Origin of the sequence: Kitasatospora sp. NPDC058063 (assembly GCF_042885395.1) — a bacterium.
Lineage (GTDB): Bacteria > Actinomycetota > Actinomycetes > Streptomycetales > Streptomycetaceae > Kitasatospora > Kitasatospora lactacystinica.
The window spans coordinates 11415-27714 of record NZ_JBHVSD010000018.1 but is presented as its reverse complement, the minus strand read 5'-3'; the positions used below and the strand labels follow the sequence as shown (position 1 = coordinate 27714).

Here is a 16300-nt window from a genome sequence, read left to right as displayed (position 1 = left end):
CGGGTGGCGGGCCGGGAACGGCGCCGGGCCCGGGAGCCTCCGCAACGGCTCCCGGGCCCGGCGTTCCCGCGCGGGGCGGACGGGTCAGGAGCCCGCCGCCACCGCGGCCCGCCGCCGTCGGCCCACCACGGCCGAGGCCACCAGCACGATGGCTGCGGCGACCAGCGACAGGTACATCTGCTTGCGCCCGTCGGCGTCGGTGAACATGTACGCCATGACGAACCCGATCATGCCCATGGCCGTCCAGGTCAGGTACGGGTACAGCCACATCCGGACGGTGTGCCGCTCGGGCATCTCGCGCTCGATGATCTTCCGCATCCGCAGCTGGGTGGCGCAGATCACCAGCCAGACGAAGAGCGCCACGGCGCCGGAGGAGTTGAGCAGGAAGGCGAACACGGTGTCCGGCGAGGTGTAGTTGAAGAAGACCGCGACGAAGCCGAAGACCACCGAGGAGAGGATGGCCACCCGCGGCACGCCGCGCGAGGTCACGGTGGCGAAGGCCTTGGGCGCGTCCCCGCGCTGGCCGAGCGAGAAGGCCATCCGGGAGGCCGTGTACATCCCGGAGTTGAGGCAGGACAGCACCGCCGTCAGCACGATCACGTCCATCACCTGGCCGGCGCCCGGGATGCCGATGTGGTCCAGCACCGCCACGTACGGGCTGGACTTGACGTCGGCGGAGTCCCACGGGAGCAGGGTGACCACGAGCAGGATCGAGCCCAGGTAGAAGATCCCGATGCGCCAGATGACGCTGTTGGTGGCCTTGCTGACCGCCTTCTCCGGGTCCTCCGACTCGCCGGCGGCCAGGGTGACGATCTCGCTGCCCATGAAGGCGAAGACCACGGTGAGCATGCCGGTGAACACCGCGCCCACCCCGTGCGGCAGGAAGCCGCCGTGACCGGTGAGGTTGCTGGCGCCGACCGCGTGGGTGCCCGGCAGCAGACCGAAGGCGGCGAGGGTGCCGATCACCAGGAACGCGGCGATCGCGACCACCTTGATCCCGGCGAACCAGAACTCGAACTCGCCGTAGGAGGCGACCGAGAAGAGGTTGGTGGCGGTCAGCACCGCCATCACTATCAGCGCCCAGCCCCACTGCGGCACGCCGGGCACCCAGTTGTTGAGGATCTTCGCGCCGGCGGTCGCCTCGACCGCGAGCACCACGACCCAGAAGAACCAGTACAGCCAGCCGATGGAGAAGCCGGCCCAGCGGCCGAGCGCGCGGTCCGCGTACGCCGAGAAGGAGCCGCTCTGCGGGTCGGCCGCGGCCATCTCGCCGAGCATCCGCATCACGAGCACGACCAGCGCGCCGGCCAGCGCATACGAGAGCAGGATGCCCGGGCCGGTGGTCGCGATGCCCGCGCCGGAGCCGACGAAGAGGCCGGCGCCGATCACGCCGCCGATGGCGATCATCGACAGGTGGCGGTTCTTGAGTCCGGCCTTCAGGTGGTTGTCGCCGCCCTCTCCGGTCGGACCCGGCTGGTGGGGGAGCCTGGTGGCCGTCGTGGGCTTGGTGGTGTCCGCACTCATCAAGGTGCCCTGTGCCTTTCCAGCGCGGTGTGACCCTCGACTCGTCTCGCCGGAGGGTGGGGGACTTGCCCGCGCATTGCGTCGCAACCTAACTTCTACGCCCGAGTATCGGAACAATGCTTTGATAACTGTTCGCTTACCGGACGTAAAAAGCCTGGTCAGGGTGGGTGGAAAGGTGGCCTGGAAACCTCAGATCTGACGCATCGTCAGTATTGGAAAAGGTTGCCAAGCTCTGTTGGGGCTCAAATCGCCCGCACCTGCGCGGTCAGATCGGCCGCGCGTCGAGGACGGTGATCGCGGCCCCGTCCGCCGGTCGCCCGGTCAGCCGGGCGGCCAGGATCCGGGGGATGTCCTCCTCCTGCGAGTATCCGGGCAGGACGGTCACCTCCGCGCGCCGTGTGCCGGGCTCGCCCCGCACCGCGTACGTCACCAGGTAGCCGTACCGCTCCGGCGGCGGCGCCTGGTCCGGGTCCTGCCGGTCCTGCCGGCTCCGGACGGTCATCCGCATCGACCTCCTCGGCCCATTGTCGGCGCGGTGTGGACGATCCGCGCGAATCCGGGCAGAGTGGGACTCTCGGGACATGCCGCAGGAGCATCCCGAGCGTGCTCGGCGCCGGCCGGTTCCGGGCGCCGGTCAGGAGCGACCCCATGCAGACCACCTGGAAGGGGACGATCAGCTTCGGGCTGGTCAGCATCCCCGTCCACCTGTACTCCGCGACCCAGGAGCACGACGTCCCGCTGCACCAGGTGCACGCCAAGGACGGCGGCCGGGTGCGGATGAAGCGGTACTGCGAGCAGGAGGAGAAGGAGGTCCCGTACGCGGAGATCGCCAAGGGCTACGAGTCCCCCGACGGGCGGACCGTCACGCTCTCCGACGAGGACCTCGCGGACCTGCCGCTGCCCAGCAAGAAGATCATCGACGTGCTGGCCTTCGTGGACGAGGGCGAGATCGATCCGCTGATGTTCTCCAAGGCCTACTACGTGGGCGTCGCCGACAAGGCCGCCGCCAAGCCGTACGCGCTGCTGCGCGACGCGCTCACCGAGTCCGGGCAGATCGCCGTCACCAAGATCGCGCTGCGCACCCGGGAGTCGCCCGCGGTGCTGCGGGTGCACGACAACACCCTGGTGCTCCAGACCTGCATCTGGCCCGACGAGGTCCGCCCGGTGGCCGGCATCGCGCCCGAGGGGGACGTCACCGTCCGGCCGCAGGAGCTCAAGATGGCGCGGTCGCTGATGGACACCCTCTCCGAGGACTTCGACCTGGCCCAGCTCCACGACGACTACCAGCAGGCGCTGCAGCAGGTGATCACCGCGCGGCTGGACGGCGTGGAGGTCCCTCACGAGGAGGAGCCGGGCGAGGCGCCGGACAACGTGATCGACCTGATGGAGGCGCTGCGCAGCAGCCTCAAGCAGGCCAAGGGCGGGCGGGGCGCCGAGGGCGCCGGAGCCGGGGAGGCCGGCGCCGAGGAGGAGCCCGCGCCGCGCAAGCGCGCCCCGGCGAGGAAGACCGCCGCGAAGGCGGGCCCCAAGCCCTCCGAGAAGACCGCCGAGAAAGCCGCCGCGAAGACCTCCGGGACGGGCGCCACGAGGAGCCCGGCGGCAAAGAGGACCACCACCCGGAAGTCCTCGGCCCCCCGCAAGGCCTCCTGACCCTCCCGGGTCAGGCGTTCCTCCCATCCAGCCGTCCAGCCTTGGAGGCGATCCCGATGGACCTGCTGACGTACCAGGAAGTCGAAGCCCAGGCCGACGCCGCCGAGGGCCCCGAAGCCCGCAGGGCCCGGGGATTCGGGCACCGCGTCTGGCACTGGCTGCTCAGCCTCAGCCCCACCGTGGTGACGTTCATGATCGCGCTCTCGATCGGCCTCTGCATGGTGGCCGTCCAGGTGAGCCTGCTGCCGGTGCTGGTGCCGATGGCGATCTTCTGGGGCCTGACGCTCATCGCGATGGGCGGCGTGATCGCCCGCTGGATGACCCCCGGGCCGGGCCGGCACCGCATGGCGTCCTGACCCGGCCGGGACGGGCACGGGGCCGGGTGGCCCGGCTCGGCCGATCCACACCGTGGTGACGTTGCAGAACTCCCGGATCCCGTGCCCGGACAGCTCCCGCCCGAACCCGGAGCGCTTGACGCCGCCGATCGGCAGCGCCGGGTGGGAGGCCGTCATTCCGTTGAAGAACACCCCGCCGGCCTGGATGTCCCGGACGAAGCGCTCCCGCTCGGCCTCGTCGGTGGTCCAGACGTTGGAGCTGAGCCCGAACGGGGTTCGGTGCCCTCGTCCGCCGGGTCGCCAGCCCTCAGCGCGCGCATCGCGTCGGCGAAGGCGGCGGGGGTGGTCGGGACAGCGGGGGCCCGCGGCGTGCGGACGCCCGGCGTGCCGAGGCTGTGCATCGAGTCCTCCCGGTCCGGGGGCCCGCCCGGTCCCCGGTTTCCGACCTTACGGAACGCAGGTATCGCACCGATCGATGAGTCCACCCGATTGACAGCAATGTGCCGAAACCAACCGGACGGTCGGCAATCTGCTGCAGGATCCGGCAATTCTGCCGTTCCGGCCCCGGGCCGGGGCGTGGTGTCAGCTTCATGCCCGGTTCTCGTCCGGTCGGCGACGCGCGGCGGGCCCGCTGCTCTACTGGTCGGCACTTCGAATCGCCGGCTCCCGTACCGGGTGATCCGCCACCGTCGACCGCGACGGTGCCGATCGCCTCGGGAGGGTCAATCTGTCGTGACCACGTCCGAAATCTGGTGCGCATTCCGGAGCGGATTCCGGCAATCACCCGCGACCGGATGGGGACTTTCGCCGATGGCGACCACTGACGCTGCCCGTGTGTACCGGGAATTCGACCGGGTCGAACTGGCCGTGGCCTATTCCCCGAGTTCCCGCATTGAGGACCTGCCCGGCGAGCTGGCGGCCTATGCCAGGCACAGCGCCGCCGCCCGCGCGCGGCTGACCGTCCGTCGGGACCTGCGGTACGGGCCCGAGGCACCCGAACTGCTGGACTTCTTCCCGGCGGCCGTCCCGGGTGCGCCGCTGCAGGTGTTCGTCCACGGCGGCTACTGGCAGGAGCTCGGCAAGGCGGACGCGGCGTTCGCCGCGCCGGACTTCGTGGACCGGGGAGCCGCCTTCGCCGCCGTGGGCTACGGGCTGGCGCCTGCTCACCCGCTGGACGACATCGTCGCGATGGTGCGCCGCGCGGTGCGCTGGCTGGCCGTCAACGCGCCCGCGCTGGGCGTCGATCCGCGCCGCATCCACCTCAGCGGCAGCTCGGCCGGGGCGCACCTGGCGGTGATGGCGCTGCTGGACCCGGCGGGCGGGGTGGACGGGCGGATCGCCGGCGCGAGCCTGCTCAGCGGCGTCTACGACCTTGAGCCGATCCGGCTGACGTACGTCAACGACGCGCTCGGCCTGGACGCGTCCGACGCGTACCGCAACAGCCCGTTGCACCACCTCCGACCCGGCCTGCCACCGCTGGTGATCGCCCGGGGTGACAACGAGACGGGGGAGTTCGGCCGTCAGCACGAGGACTTCGCCGAGGTGGCGCGCCGGGTGGGCGCGCCGGTGGTCAGCATCGTGGAGCCGGCGCGGCACCACTTCGACCTGCCCTTCGACCTGGGCCGCCCGGAGTCCCGGCTGGGGGCCGCGGTGTTGGCGCAGATGGGGCTGCCGAGATACCCGGCGGGGCGCCGGGCGGGGGGGTCGGGGGTGTCGACGATTTCCCGGACCGAGTGATTCGGCCACGATGGCTGGAACAGTACCGTCCGGACATCGTATGTTGCCCCGGAAGCCACTACCAGGGAGGTTGACGTTCTGTTAGCGGTCTTATCCGGAGAAATTTTTGTTGATCGTTCACCGACCGCGAGTGCGTTGACGGAGCATCGGCGTGAGCGTTAGCGTTCGCCTCGAATTCGGGATGATCACCCCGGTTCACCTCCCGTCGTCTTTTCGTCGCCCAATCACGGGATCGCCGCCCGCGCGCGTGGCCGGCGGGGGGAGAGCGATACGCTCCGTAGTCAAATGATCTGACTGGGGAGTTTTTCGGGGCGGAGGATCCCAACGTGACCGGGATCACCTGGACGACGCGTTCGTCGAGCCGGGGAGCACCGGAGTTCAGCCGGACATGACGGGGATGTCAATGAGCAGCTTGTTAGTCGTATTCGGATCTCCAGATGACGGTCAGCCGGAATTCCGGAGCCCGCTGTGGAGGCTGGTGCGTTGATGGATTTGATACTGCCTCGGGACGAGCAACCGCCGACGGCCGGTGCTGCAGTAGTGGGGGACGAGGTCGTCCAGGCGTTGCTGGAGGTCCGCACCCTCGTCGAAGCGACCGTGGCCAGGCACCGCGACCGCAGGGCGAGCCAGTCGCCGGTGGTGCTGGTGCCGGCGGACGACAGCACGGTGCTGGACACGGTCGGGGAGATGATCGCGGGGGCCGAGCGGTCGGTCGACGTGATCTTCGCGAGCGACGTGGTGCACGCCAGGGCGATCCACCGTGCGCTGCACGGGCTGTTGTCCGCCAAGGGCGACGGGGTGAAGCTCCGGCTGCTCTGTCCGCCCGCGACGTTCGACCGCGAGTTCCTGCGGGTCCACTCGGCGCGCGGGCGGCAGCTGGAGGTGCGGCTGGCCAGGATGCCGATGCTGGAGGCCGTCCTGGTCGACGACAGGTCGGCGCTGGTGTGCGTGGAGTCGACGGCGGGCACGCGCGAGGCTTCGGTGATTCGGGCCGCCTCGTTGCTGTGCACGCTGTACACCCTGTTCACCGGGGTGTGGCGGCACGCCGTACCGGCCAGCGAGCACGTCGACTTCGGCGACCGGGCCCGGACGGAGTTCGCGGTCCGCATCCTGGGCTGGCTGAACGCGGGGGTCACCGACGAGGTGGCGGCCCGCGAGTTGTCGGTCTCGGTGCGCACCTACCGCCGGTACGTCGCCGAGATCATGGAGCTGCTGCGCGCCAACTCCCGGTTCCAGGCCGGGGCCAGGGCCTTCGAACTGGGCCTGCTCCCGGTCAACTCGCAACACCCGGGCCACCCCGGGCCGCCGGCAGCGAAGAGCAGTCGGCCGGCGGAACGGCCGTGGGAGATCACGGGCCGCCCGGTGGAGGACGCCGGCCGCCACGCCACGGGCGGCCTGCCCGCGGCGCCGCGCCTGCTCCGGTAGATCCCGGGCGTCACGACCCCCCGGTGCCCCGGCACCGGGGGGTCGGTCGCGTTTTCGCCGGGTCCCGGAACATTGTCGGGCAACAACCCCCGGCCCGGAATTCCGGCCCGGCCCCTGGCAGCTTCCTGTAGCCGCCGTTGCGGCCCGCCACCGGCGGCGGTTAGAAATGGTCCGGGAATTCCGCCCGATGCCGTGCCCCGGCGAATTTCGGGCACCCGGGAGCGGAATTCCCCGTCGGTGTCGCCCGGGTCCCTGACGGGGCCCCACCCCGGCCCCGCCGTGCAGGACGCGAGCGGCCCGACGGAACCGATGGCGGAGGCCCGCGGCCCCGATTCCCCGTGAGGGGTCCGGGCCTCCGCCCGGGCACGCGCCGGTCCGGTCCGGTCCGGCGCCGACACAGGGTGTGGAGGGTGGATCCGTGAGTCCGGAACCGATCGGTTTGGTGTTCCCCGGGCAGGGGACGCAACGGCAGGCGATGGGCGCGCCGTGGCGCGACACCGAGTCCTGGGTGCTGGTGGAGGAGATCTCCCGGCACGCCGGCGAGGACGTCGAGGAGCTGCTGCTGCGCACCGACGCCGAGCGGCTGCGCCGCACCGACCTGGCCCAGCTGGCGGTCTTCGGGGTGACGATGGTGGCCCACGACCAGGCCCGCCGGGCCGGCCTGCTGACCGGCGTGGCCGGCTGCGCCGGGCACAGCCTGGGTGAGTACTCCGCGCTGGTCGCCGCCGGCGCGCTCAGCCTGGCGGACGGCGCCGCGCTGGTGGCCGCGCGCGGACGGGCGATGCGCGCGGCGGCCGAGGCGGCGGACGGCACCATGGGCGCGCTGGTCGCCGCCCCGCTGGAGCGGGTGACCGAGTTGGTCGACGGGCTGCGCGCGGCCGGGGTGCCGATCTGGGTGGCGAACGTCAACGCCCCGGGCCAGGTGGTGCTGTCCGGCTCGCGCGCGGGCGTGGAGCGGGCCGCGCTGGAGGCGCCGGGCATCGGCGGCAAGCTGATCACCCTGCCGGTCGGCGGCGCCTTCCACAGCCCGTTCATGGCGCCCGCCGCCGAGCGGCTGGCCGACGCCCTGGCCGAGGTCCGGTTCGCGGCCCGGCACACGCCGGTGGTCGCCAACACCGACGCCCGGCCGTACCACGGGGACGGCGACTGGCGGGAGCTGGCGGTGCGCCAGCTGACCTCCCCGGTGCGCTGGGAGGAGAGCGTGCGCACCCTCACCGATCGGCTGGGCTGCGCCCGGCTGATCGAGCTCGGCCCGGGCCGCACGCTCACCGGGATGATCCGCCGGATCCGCCCGGACACCGAGGTGATTGCAGTGGACGGCCCGGAGGCCCTGACCGCCCTGGCCGCCCGGGAGGCGCTGGCATGACCGGCCCCGACGCCGGCCCCGGCAGCTGGTTCCGCCGTCATCCGGCGCCGGACGGCCGGCCCGCCCGGCGCCTGGTCTGCCTGCCGCACGCGGGCGGTTCGGCCGGCCTGTTCCACCCCTGGGCCGGCCGGCTCGGCCCCGGCGTCGAGCTGCTGGCCGCCCGCTACCCCGGCCGCCAGGAGCGGATCGCCGAACCCTGCGCGCAGAGCATGCCGGAGCTCGCGGACGCCCTGACCGCCGCCCTGCTGCCCGAACTCGACCTGCCGATCGCCCTGTTCGGCCACAGCATGGGCGCCTCGCTGGCGTACGAGGTCGCGCTGCGGCTGGAGCGGCTGCATGGTGTGCGCCCGTACGGCCTCTACGTCTCGGCCCGCCGGGCGCCGCACCTGGTCCGGCCGAAGCCGGTTTACCTGGGCGGTGACCGGGCGATCGTCGAGGAGGTTCGCCGACTGGGCGGCACCGACGCGGAGCTGTTGGCCGATCCCGACCTGTACGAGCTGGTGATGCCCGCCATCCGGGCGGACTTCCGGATCGTCGGCACCTACCACCCGCAGCCCGGGCATCCGGTGCACTGCCCGGTGGCCGGCTACCTGGGCGACGGTGACCCGGAGGTCGGTCCGGAGGACCTGCGGGGCTGGTCGGAGGTGACCGCCGGCGGGTTCGAGCTGGTGGTGCTGCCCGGCGACCACTTCTACCTGAACCGGCAGCGGGACGCGCTGGTGCGCGACCTGGCCGAAAGACTGGCCTGAACCGATGACCGGCACGACGGCGGGCCGAGCGGCGGCCGGACCGGACACCAGCGGGGTCGGCGTCCTCGACAAGACCTCGCAGCTGCTCGGCGCGCCGGCCCGCGGCCCGGCCTCACTGCGGACCCTGACCGAGATCACCGGCCTGACCCGCCCGACCGTGCACCGGCTCGCGGTGGCGCTGGAGAACCTGCGGCTGCTCACCCGCGACCGGCAGGGCCGGTTCGTGCTCGGGCCGCGGTTCGCCGAACTCGCGGCCGCGGCCGGGCCTTCGTCGGCACGGCGCAGCCGATGAAGGCCGGTGCCGCTGCCCAGGTGCTGCTGGCCTGGGAGGAACCGGAGGTGCTGCACCGGGCGCTGTGCGGGGCCGGGTTCGGCGCCGCCACGCCGGCCGGGGTGCCCCGGCAGGGCTGGGCGCAGAGCCTGGCGGCGGGCGAGGCCGGGGTCGCCTCGCTGGCCGCGCCGGTGCGCGGGCTCGGCGACCGGGTGGTCGCCGCGGTGACCTTGGACGGGCCGGTGGCGACCCTGACCCGGACCCCGGCCCTGCGCTTCGCCGGCGCCCTGACGGACGCCGCCGTCCGGCTCTCCGAGGGCCTGGTCCGGTAAGTTCCGGCCCCCGCCGGACCGGGGCCGGGCGGCCCTGGCAGCTTGCTGCAGCGGTTCTTGCGGGCACTCGAACAGGATTGTTAGAAATTGTCCTGCGGAGCCCCGGCGGAATCCCGGCGCGAATTCGACCCGTCCGGCCGGCAGGCCCGGTGCATTCGAATTCACCGGCGCATCCGATTTCATCCGACTTAATTTCGCGTTCATTCGCGTCACTCGAGAGGTAGCGGAATCATGACCACCAGCACGCGTGCCGACCGCCTTGCGACCATCAAGGAAATCGTCTGCGACATCCTGGAGATCGAGGAGGACGAGGTCACCGAGACCAGCCTCTTCAAGGAGGACCACGGCGCGGACTCGCTGCGCGCGATCGAGATCCTGGCCGCGCTGGAGAAGGAGTTCGGCGTCGTCATCAACCAGACCGAGCTGCCCCGCATGGTCAACCTGGACGGCGTCTACGCGGTCGTGGCGGAGCCGGCCGGCTGGTAGCCGTCGGCCCGTGCGGGCACGGGCGGCAGGCCAGCAGTCAGGCGGATCGGGAGGTCGGAATGTCGGCACAAAACGGCGTTGACCCGGAGGGGGAAGGGCCGCACCGGGTGGTCCTCACCGGGCTCGGTGTGGTCTCCAGCATCGGGCTGGGGGCGGCGGAGTTCCTGCGGGGGCTGCGCGAAGGACGGAGCGGGGCCAAGCCCATCACGGTGTTCGACACCGAGGGGTACGCCCACGCCAATGGTTGCGAGGTGGTGGGCTTCGACCCGAAGGAGTGGGTCCGCCGCCTCGACGCCGAACAGCTCGGCCGGGCCACCCAGTTCTCGGTGGCCGCCGCCCGGATGGCGCTGGAGGACGCCGGCCTGGACGCGGGCGAACTGCGCGAACGGCGCGGGCTGATCTCCATCGGCACCACCGACGGCGAGTCCTACGACCTGGACCAACTCGTCCAGGCCGAACTGGAGTCGGGCCCGGAACAGATCGACCCGGCGGCCGCCCGCCGGGTGCCGGCCGGCCGCCTGTCGGCCGCCGTCGCCCAGGAACTGGGCCTGGAGAACGTCGAGGCGGTGACCGTCCCCACCGCCTGCGGGGCGGGCAACTACGCGATCGGCAACGGCTTCGACGCGGTGCGCTCCGGCGAGGCGGAGTTCGCCTTCTGCGGCGGCGCCGACGCGATGTGCCGCAAGACCTTCACCGGCTTCTACCGGCTGGGCACCATCGCTCCGGACCGCTGCCAGCCCTTCGACGTCGACCGCAAGGGCATCCTCACCGGTGAGGGCGCGGGCGTGCTCGTCCTGGAGCGCCTGGAGTCCGCGCTCGCCCGCGGGGCGCGGATCTACGCCGAGGTGCTCGGCTACGGGCTCAACTGCGACGCGTACCACCAGGTCGCGCCGAACCAGGCGAGCCTGGCCCGGTGCATGGAACTGGCCCTGGAGAACGCCGGGGTGAAGCGCGAGGAGGTCGACCTGATCTCCGCGCACGGCACCGGCACCAAGGCCAACGACGTCACCGAGGTCGCCGCCATCCGGGAGGTGTTCGGCGCGCAGGCGCCGCGCACCGTCTCGATGAAGTCGATGCTCGGCCACTCGATGGGCGCCGCCAGCGCGCTCGCCGCGATCGGCTGCGCGCTGGCTATCGCCAACCGCTTCGTCCCACCGACCATCAACCACGTCACCACCGACCCGGAGTGCGACGTGGACTGCGTGCCCAACGAGGCCGTCGAGGCCGACCTGCGGATCGTCCAGAACAACGGCCTGGCCTTCGGGGGCAACAACGCGGTGGTGCTCCTCGGCAAGTACGACGGACAGGAGGAGAGCCCGTGCTGAGCCACGCCATCACCGGCATGGGCGCGGTGGCCAGCACCGGCCGCGGCGTCGACGAGCTCTTCGAGAGCCTGTGCGCGGGCCGCACCGGCCGGGCCGAACTGCGCGGCTTCGACCGCAGCCGGTTCCGCGCCCAGTACGCCTACGAGGTCGACGACCGCCCGGAGCCCGGGCAGGACGAGCCGGGCCGGGCCACCGAGCTGCTGAGCGCGGCGATCGCCGAGGCCGTGCGGGACGCGGGCCTCGACGAGGACCTGAGCGGCGTGCCGGTGCTGATCGGCACCGGCCTGCGCGAACTGCGCTCGGCCGAACTCTGGTGGCGCGAGGACACCAAGTTCTCCGACGCCGGGCTGCACTTCGGCACCGCGCTGCGCGAGCGGTTCGGAGCCGACCACACCCACACCTTCTCCAACGCCTGCTCCGCCTCGCTGTACGCGCTCGCGCTCGGCTCCGACCTGCTCGAGCAGGGCGGGGCGGACACCGTCGTGGTGGCCGGCGTGGACGTGCTCACCGAGAGCATGTACGGCCTGCTGGAGCGCGTCCACCCGGCCCCGCCGGACCGGGTGCGGCCCTTCGACCGCAACCGCACCGGGGTGCTGATGGGAGACGGTGCCGGCGCCGTGGTGCTGCGCCGCACGGACGGCGGGCGCCCGGCGCACGGCCGGCTGCGCGGCGTGGCCGTCAACTGCGACGCCTACCACGTCACCGCGCCCGACGCGGCCGGCATCGCCGAGGCGATGCGCACCGCCCACCGTCTCGCCGGGGTCGGGCCCGCCGACGTCGACCTGGTGATGGCGCACGGCACCGGCACCCTGCTCAACGACGAGGCCGAGGCGACCGCGCTGGCCGAGGTGTTCGGTGCGGACGCCGGCCGGCCGCTGGTCACCGCCGTCAAGTCGATGACCGGGCACACCTCCGGCGCGTCCGGTCTGCTCAACCTGATCATCGGCCTGCGGGCCCTGAACGAGGGTCGGGTCCCGCCGACCGTGGGACTGGAGGACCCGGTGGACGAGGCCGCGGAGTTCCGCTTCGTGATCGGCGAGGCCGCCACCGAAGAGCTGCGGGTGGCCCAGCTGAACGCCTTCGGCTTCGGCGGGATCAACGCCGTCGCGATCGTGGAGGCCGGCCGGTGAGCGCGACCGTCGTGGTGAGCGGCGCCGCCGTCCTGCTGCCCGGCGCGGACTCCGTGCGGGCGCTGCTGGCCGGCCCCGAGCAGGGCGCGCCCGCCGTCGTCCCGGCCGACCTGGTCGGCCGCAAGGGACTGCGCTACAAGGACCGCGCCACCCAACTCGGGTACGCGCTGGCAGCCCTCGTGCTGGCCGACGCCGGGCTCACCGGCGAGGACGGCACCGCGGCCGGCACCGGCGTGGTCGCCAGCTCCAACTTCGGCAACCTGGACACCGTCACCCGCGCCCTGGACACCATCCGCGCGGAGACCGTCACCGGTACCAGCCCGATGGACCTGCCGAACGCCTCCAGCAATGTCATCGCCTCCTCGGTGGCGATCCGGCACGGGCTGCGCGGCCCCAACCTGATGGTTTGCAACGGCCCGACCTCCGGCCTGGACGCCGTGCACTGGGCGGCCACCCTGCTGCGGGCCGGCCGGGCGGAGCGGATGCTGGTGCTCGGCGTCGAACCGGACAACGAGGTGGTCCGCCGGCTCACTGGCGGCCGCCCCGGCATCGACGGCGGCGCGGCCCTGCTGCTCGAGCGGGAGGACGCCGTCCACGCGCGGGGCGGCACCGTCCGCGCGGTGCTCGGCGGCTACGCCCGCGCCGGCGCCGTCCGGGACGTCCTGGACCGGCTCGCCGCCGAGGGCGAGCCCGCCCGCTGCGAGGCACCGGCCGGGCTCGACGCCGCCCTGCTGCCCGGGGTTCCCCGGGCCGGGCTGCCCGAGCACTGCGGCGAGGCCTCCGGCGCGCTCGGCGTGGTGCAGTGCGCGGCCGCCGTCGGCTGGTTCGAGGACGGCGGCAGCGGTCCGGTGTACGCGCTGACCGGCGGCGCCGACGCCGACGCCGGCGCCGGGTTGGCGCTGCTGGCCCCCGGGACGCCCTGATGCCCACCGACGGCAACGCGCCCGTCGTGGTCCGGAAGCTGGCGGGCAGCGGGCGGCGCACCCTGCTGGTGCACGGCCTCGGTGCCAACGCCAGCGTCTGGGACACCTGCGCCGGCCCGCTGGCGGCCGGCCACGAACTCTGGACCGCCCAACTCCCCTGGCGGGGCGAGGGCGTGGACGACTGGGCGCGCGGCCCCGAGCTCGGCCACTGGCTGGCCGAGGCGCTGCGGCTGGTGCCGGGCGGCGCCGAGGTCGTCGTCGCCCACTCGATGTCGGCCAACGTGCTGCTCGACCTGCTCGACCGGGAGAGCCGCCGGGGCACGGACCCCTTCACCCGCTTCGGGATCCGTGCCCTGGTCCTGGTCTCCCCGTTCTACCGGGGCTCGGCCGAGGACTTCGACTGGCCGACCATCAGCTACTACCTGAACGACTTCCACCTGATCCTGGAGGAAGGCCTCAGGGCCCACTCGGGGGGCCGGCTCGGCGCGGACATCCAGCGCGCCATGGCCCACCGGGTGCGCGACCGGATCGGGCCGTACGGCTGGCTCCGGTTCTTCGACCTCTACCTGGGCACCCCCGGCCTGCAGACCGGCCGGATCGCCGTCCCGTGCCTGGTGTTCGGCGGCGGGCGCGACTTCGCCGCGCCGCCCGGTGAGGCCCGGGCACTGGCGGCCGCACTGCCCGACGCCCGGCTGCGCGTCCTGCCCACCGGGCACTTCCCGATGATCGAGCGGCCCGAGGAATTCGCCGCCGAGATCCGGGAGTTCCTCAACTCGATCCCGGCCGGAGACCCGCAGCACGGGCCCGGCCCCCGGACAGTCCTGGAGCACCACTGATGACCATCGTGACCGACACCGCCGTCAAGGAGCTGCTGACCACCGTCAGCACCACGCAGGTCCGCCCCCGCTACGAGGGGTCCAACATCTGCACCTGGATCGGCTTCAAGCACGTCAACTACCTCGTCGAGGAGGCCGTGCTGGACCACTTCCGGCAGGCCGGCCTGCCGGCCCGCGCGCTGTACGAGGAGTACGGCCTCGGCCTGGACCTGGTCACCATCGACACCCGCATCCTGCACGCCTTCCACATGGACGATGTGGCCGAGGCCGAGGTCGTGCCGTGGACCAAGGACGAGGACGGCACGATCGGCTTCAAGGTCACCATCCGCTTCGAGCGGAACGGCGAGGTCCACAAGGCCGTCACGTCCAAGGTCCGGGTCTCGCTGCGGATCGACACCTACCTGGAGGCCGCCGGCGACGTCCCGGAGCAGCTGGCCCGCTTCGCCGTCGCCAAGCTCGGCGACGACCTGGAGCGGCAGGAGCCGGCCGCCGCGCCCGCCGAGGAGGAGATCCTGGCCGCGCTCACCGAGGGCCGCAACGCCTACGCGTGGAAGTGGAACATCCCGTACCCGTACTGCCACTTCACCGAGCGCATCCAGATGTCCGGCTACCTGCGTCTGATGGAGGAGGGCAAGGACCGCTTCGTCGCCGACCGCGGCATCTCCATCAAGACCCTGCTGGACGACCGCAAGTGGATCCCGGTCGTGCCGCGCTCCGACATCCGCATCCTCGACGAGGCGCTGATGGAGGAGGACCTCTACATCGTCTACTCCGTCGAGGACGTCTTCAAGGATTTCACCTACACCTCGCGGATGGACTTCTACGTGCTGCGCGACGGCGCGCTGGTCAAGACCGCGACCGGCAGCATCGTGCACGGCTACGCGGTGATCGAGAACCGCCGTGACTGGAGCCTGGTCAACTTCGACCAGCGCGTCGTGGACGCGATCAACGGCGAGGTGCGGGAGTCGTGACCGACGCCTGGGCCACCGTCGGGCCGGGCACGCCGTGGTACCTGCTGGTCGAGAGCCAGGGCCACAGCGCCCCGCAGGAGGCGGGCTTCCGCCGCGACGCGCTCGCCCAGGCCGAGGCGGGCCGACCCGTTCTGATGTTCCTCGTCCAGGACGGCGTCGCGCTCGCCCTGCCGGGCAGCGACGCCACCCTGGACGACTTCCAGCGGGCCGGCGGCCGACTGGTCGCCGACGACTTCTCGCTCACCCAGCGCGGCCTGGACGGGCGCGCGCTGCGCCCGACCGTCCGGGTCACCGGGATGGGCGAGATGGCGGAGTGGATGCTGGACCCGGACGTCAAGGTGGTGTGGCACTGATGGCCCGCCGCATCCCGCCCACCGACCTGCTCATCACCCTGATGGGCACCCCGCACACGGACGACAAGGTCACCACCGTGCTGCGCCTCGCCCAGGCCGTGCTGGAGCGCGGAGCCAGCGTCCAGATCTGGACCTGCGGCTACGCGACCCTGCTCACCCAGCAGGGCCTGGGCGAGGACAAGCCGCGCAACCTCGCCGACTGGAACACCTCGTACCCCAGCACGGTGGGGCTGGTCCGGAGCATGCTCCGCGCGTACCCGGACCGGCTGTACTGGTACGGCTGCCGTTTCTGCAGCGACGACCGGGGCGCCGTCGACCACCTGCCCGAAGTCGTCCTCAGGCCCCCGGCCGGCTACGCCGCGAACGTGGCGGCGGCCGACAAGACCGTGATGGTCGGAGTGATCTGATGGACAGTCAGTCATCGGCCGAGGGTCGGACCCTGGCCGTCGTCGAACGCGCCCACCGGGGCGCGCTGGAGAAGCAGTTCTTCGACGCGCTCTACCTCGCCACCGAACTGAACCGCCAACTCGGCGGCCTGGACGTGCTGTTGCGCGGCCAGGCGGCCACCCATGCGGTGCGGGCCCGGCCGCTGCCGGAGCTGCGGCTCGGCGACACCACCGTCACCACCCTCGCCGACCCGCGGAGCGGCCTGCGCACGCTCATCGAGGCCGGGGTACGGGTCTGGGTCGAGGAGTCGGCGCTGGCCGCCTTCGGCTTCACCGGCCCGCTGGACGGCGTGCTGTTGGACGGCGTGCGGATCGCGGCGGACGGCGAACTCGCCCTGCGCTGGCCGGAGTACCGGATGGTCTGCTTCCTGTGAGCGCGGGGCCCGAGCGCGGGCCCCGCTCACCCCACCGAAACCGCACTGAACCAAACCGAAAGGAGTC

General features: G+C 72.6%; 17 protein-coding genes and 2 pseudogenes. 16 read left to right on the top strand and 3 right to left on the bottom strand.

Features of this window, described 5'->3' with window-relative positions; translation table 11 throughout:
• Positions 1-84: 84 nt before the first annotated feature.
• Positions 85-1524 carry an amino acid permease gene (locus ACFVUY_RS27860; RefSeq protein WP_387734361.1) on the bottom strand — a complete coding sequence of 480 codons (1440 nt, stop codon included), beginning with the start codon at positions 1522-1524 and terminating at the stop codon, positions 85-87.
• A 265-nt stretch (positions 1525-1789) separates the two neighbouring features.
• The gene (locus tag ACFVUY_RS27855) at positions 1790-2026 is read right to left on the bottom strand and encodes a hypothetical protein (protein WP_387688345.1); all 237 of its coding nucleotides are present in this window, start codon (positions 2024-2026) and stop codon (positions 1790-1792) included.
• Between the two features lie 146 nt (positions 2027-2172).
• On the opposite strand from ACFVUY_RS27855, the gene ACFVUY_RS27850 reads away from it, so the two are divergent.
• The gene (locus ACFVUY_RS27850; RefSeq protein WP_387734358.1) at positions 2173-3174 is read left to right on the top strand and encodes a Ku protein; all 1002 of its coding nucleotides are present in this window, start codon (positions 2173-2175) and stop codon (positions 3172-3174) included.
• Between the two features lie 56 nt (positions 3175-3230).
• A complete protein-coding gene (locus tag ACFVUY_RS27845) occupies positions 3231-3530 on the top strand; it encodes a hypothetical protein (RefSeq protein ID WP_359909114.1) in 300 nt (99 codons plus the stop codon).
• A 39-nt stretch (positions 3531-3569) separates the two neighbouring features.
• On the opposite strand, the pseudogene ACFVUY_RS27840 reads toward ACFVUY_RS27845, so the two are convergent.
• Positions 3570-3785: pseudogene (locus ACFVUY_RS27840) on the bottom strand (aldehyde dehydrogenase family protein); the annotation flags it as partial.
• Between the two features lie 534 nt (positions 3786-4319).
• On the opposite strand from ACFVUY_RS27840, the gene ACFVUY_RS27835 reads away from it, so the two are divergent.
• The 14 genes and pseudogenes from ACFVUY_RS27835 (at position 4320) to ACFVUY_RS27770 (ending at position 16233) form a co-directional block, all read left to right on the top strand.
• Complete coding sequence (locus ACFVUY_RS27835) at positions 4320-5246, top strand: alpha/beta hydrolase (protein ID WP_387688340.1); 927 nt, start codon at positions 4320-4322, stop codon at positions 5244-5246.
• A 540-nt stretch (positions 5247-5786) separates the two neighbouring features.
• Positions 5787-6671: a LuxR family transcriptional regulator gene (locus ACFVUY_RS27830; RefSeq protein ID WP_387734355.1), complete on the top strand. Its 885-nt coding sequence runs from the start codon at positions 5787-5789 to the stop codon at positions 6669-6671.
• Positions 6672-7089: 418 nt separating this feature from the next.
• Complete coding sequence (locus ACFVUY_RS27825; protein WP_387734353.1) at positions 7090-8037, top strand: ACP S-malonyltransferase; 948 nt, start codon at positions 7090-7092, stop codon at positions 8035-8037.
• The gene (locus tag ACFVUY_RS27820) at positions 8034-8786 is read left to right on the top strand and encodes a thioesterase II family protein (RefSeq protein ID WP_387734352.1); all 753 of its coding nucleotides are present in this window, start codon (positions 8034-8036) and stop codon (positions 8784-8786) included. The genes ACFVUY_RS27825 and ACFVUY_RS27820 overlap by 4 nt, the downstream gene beginning before the upstream one ends.
• Before the next feature lie 4 nt (positions 8787-8790).
• Positions 8791-9389 (top strand): annotated as a pseudogene (locus tag ACFVUY_RS27815) (IclR family transcriptional regulator C-terminal domain-containing protein).
• Positions 9390-9620: 231 nt separating this feature from the next.
• The gene (locus ACFVUY_RS27810; RefSeq protein WP_363383345.1) at positions 9621-9875 is read left to right on the top strand and encodes an acyl carrier protein; all 255 of its coding nucleotides are present in this window, start codon (positions 9621-9623) and stop codon (positions 9873-9875) included.
• A gap of 59 nt (positions 9876-9934) precedes the next feature.
• Positions 9935-11200: a beta-ketoacyl-[acyl-carrier-protein] synthase family protein gene (locus ACFVUY_RS27805; RefSeq protein WP_387688330.1), complete on the top strand. Its 1266-nt coding sequence runs from the start codon at positions 9935-9937 to the stop codon at positions 11198-11200.
• A complete protein-coding gene (locus tag ACFVUY_RS27800; protein WP_387688748.1) occupies positions 11197-12330 on the top strand; it encodes a beta-ketoacyl-[acyl-carrier-protein] synthase family protein in 1134 nt (377 codons plus the stop codon). The genes ACFVUY_RS27805 and ACFVUY_RS27800 overlap by 4 nt, the downstream gene beginning before the upstream one ends.
• Positions 12327-13253, top strand: a complete 927-nt coding sequence (locus ACFVUY_RS27795) for a beta-ketoacyl synthase N-terminal-like domain-containing protein (RefSeq protein ID WP_387734349.1) — start codon at positions 12327-12329, stop codon at positions 13251-13253. The genes ACFVUY_RS27800 and ACFVUY_RS27795 overlap by 4 nt, the downstream gene beginning before the upstream one ends.
• Positions 13253-14089 (top strand): alpha/beta fold hydrolase, encoded by an 837-nt coding sequence (locus ACFVUY_RS27790; protein WP_387688326.1) that lies wholly within the window; start codon positions 13253-13255, stop codon positions 14087-14089. Before ACFVUY_RS27795 ends, ACFVUY_RS27790 begins: the two co-directional genes overlap by 1 nt.
• The gene (locus tag ACFVUY_RS27785; RefSeq protein ID WP_387734346.1) at positions 14089-15060 is read left to right on the top strand and encodes a hypothetical protein; all 972 of its coding nucleotides are present in this window, start codon (positions 14089-14091) and stop codon (positions 15058-15060) included. The genes ACFVUY_RS27790 and ACFVUY_RS27785 overlap by 1 nt, the downstream gene beginning before the upstream one ends.
• On the top strand, positions 15057-15413 hold the full coding sequence (locus tag ACFVUY_RS27780; protein ID WP_387688322.1) for a hypothetical protein: 357 nt from the start codon (positions 15057-15059) through the stop codon (positions 15411-15413). Before ACFVUY_RS27785 ends, ACFVUY_RS27780 begins: the two co-directional genes overlap by 4 nt.
• Entirely contained in the window at positions 15413-15820 is a 408-nt protein-coding gene (locus ACFVUY_RS27775) for a hypothetical protein (protein WP_387734343.1), read from the top strand. Before ACFVUY_RS27780 ends, ACFVUY_RS27775 begins: the two co-directional genes overlap by 1 nt.
• Positions 15820-16233, top strand: coding sequence for a hypothetical protein (locus ACFVUY_RS27770; RefSeq protein WP_387688318.1), 414 nt, complete (start codon positions 15820-15822; stop codon positions 16231-16233). The genes ACFVUY_RS27775 and ACFVUY_RS27770 overlap by 1 nt, the downstream gene beginning before the upstream one ends.
• The last annotated feature ends 67 nt before the right edge of the window (positions 16234-16300 follow it).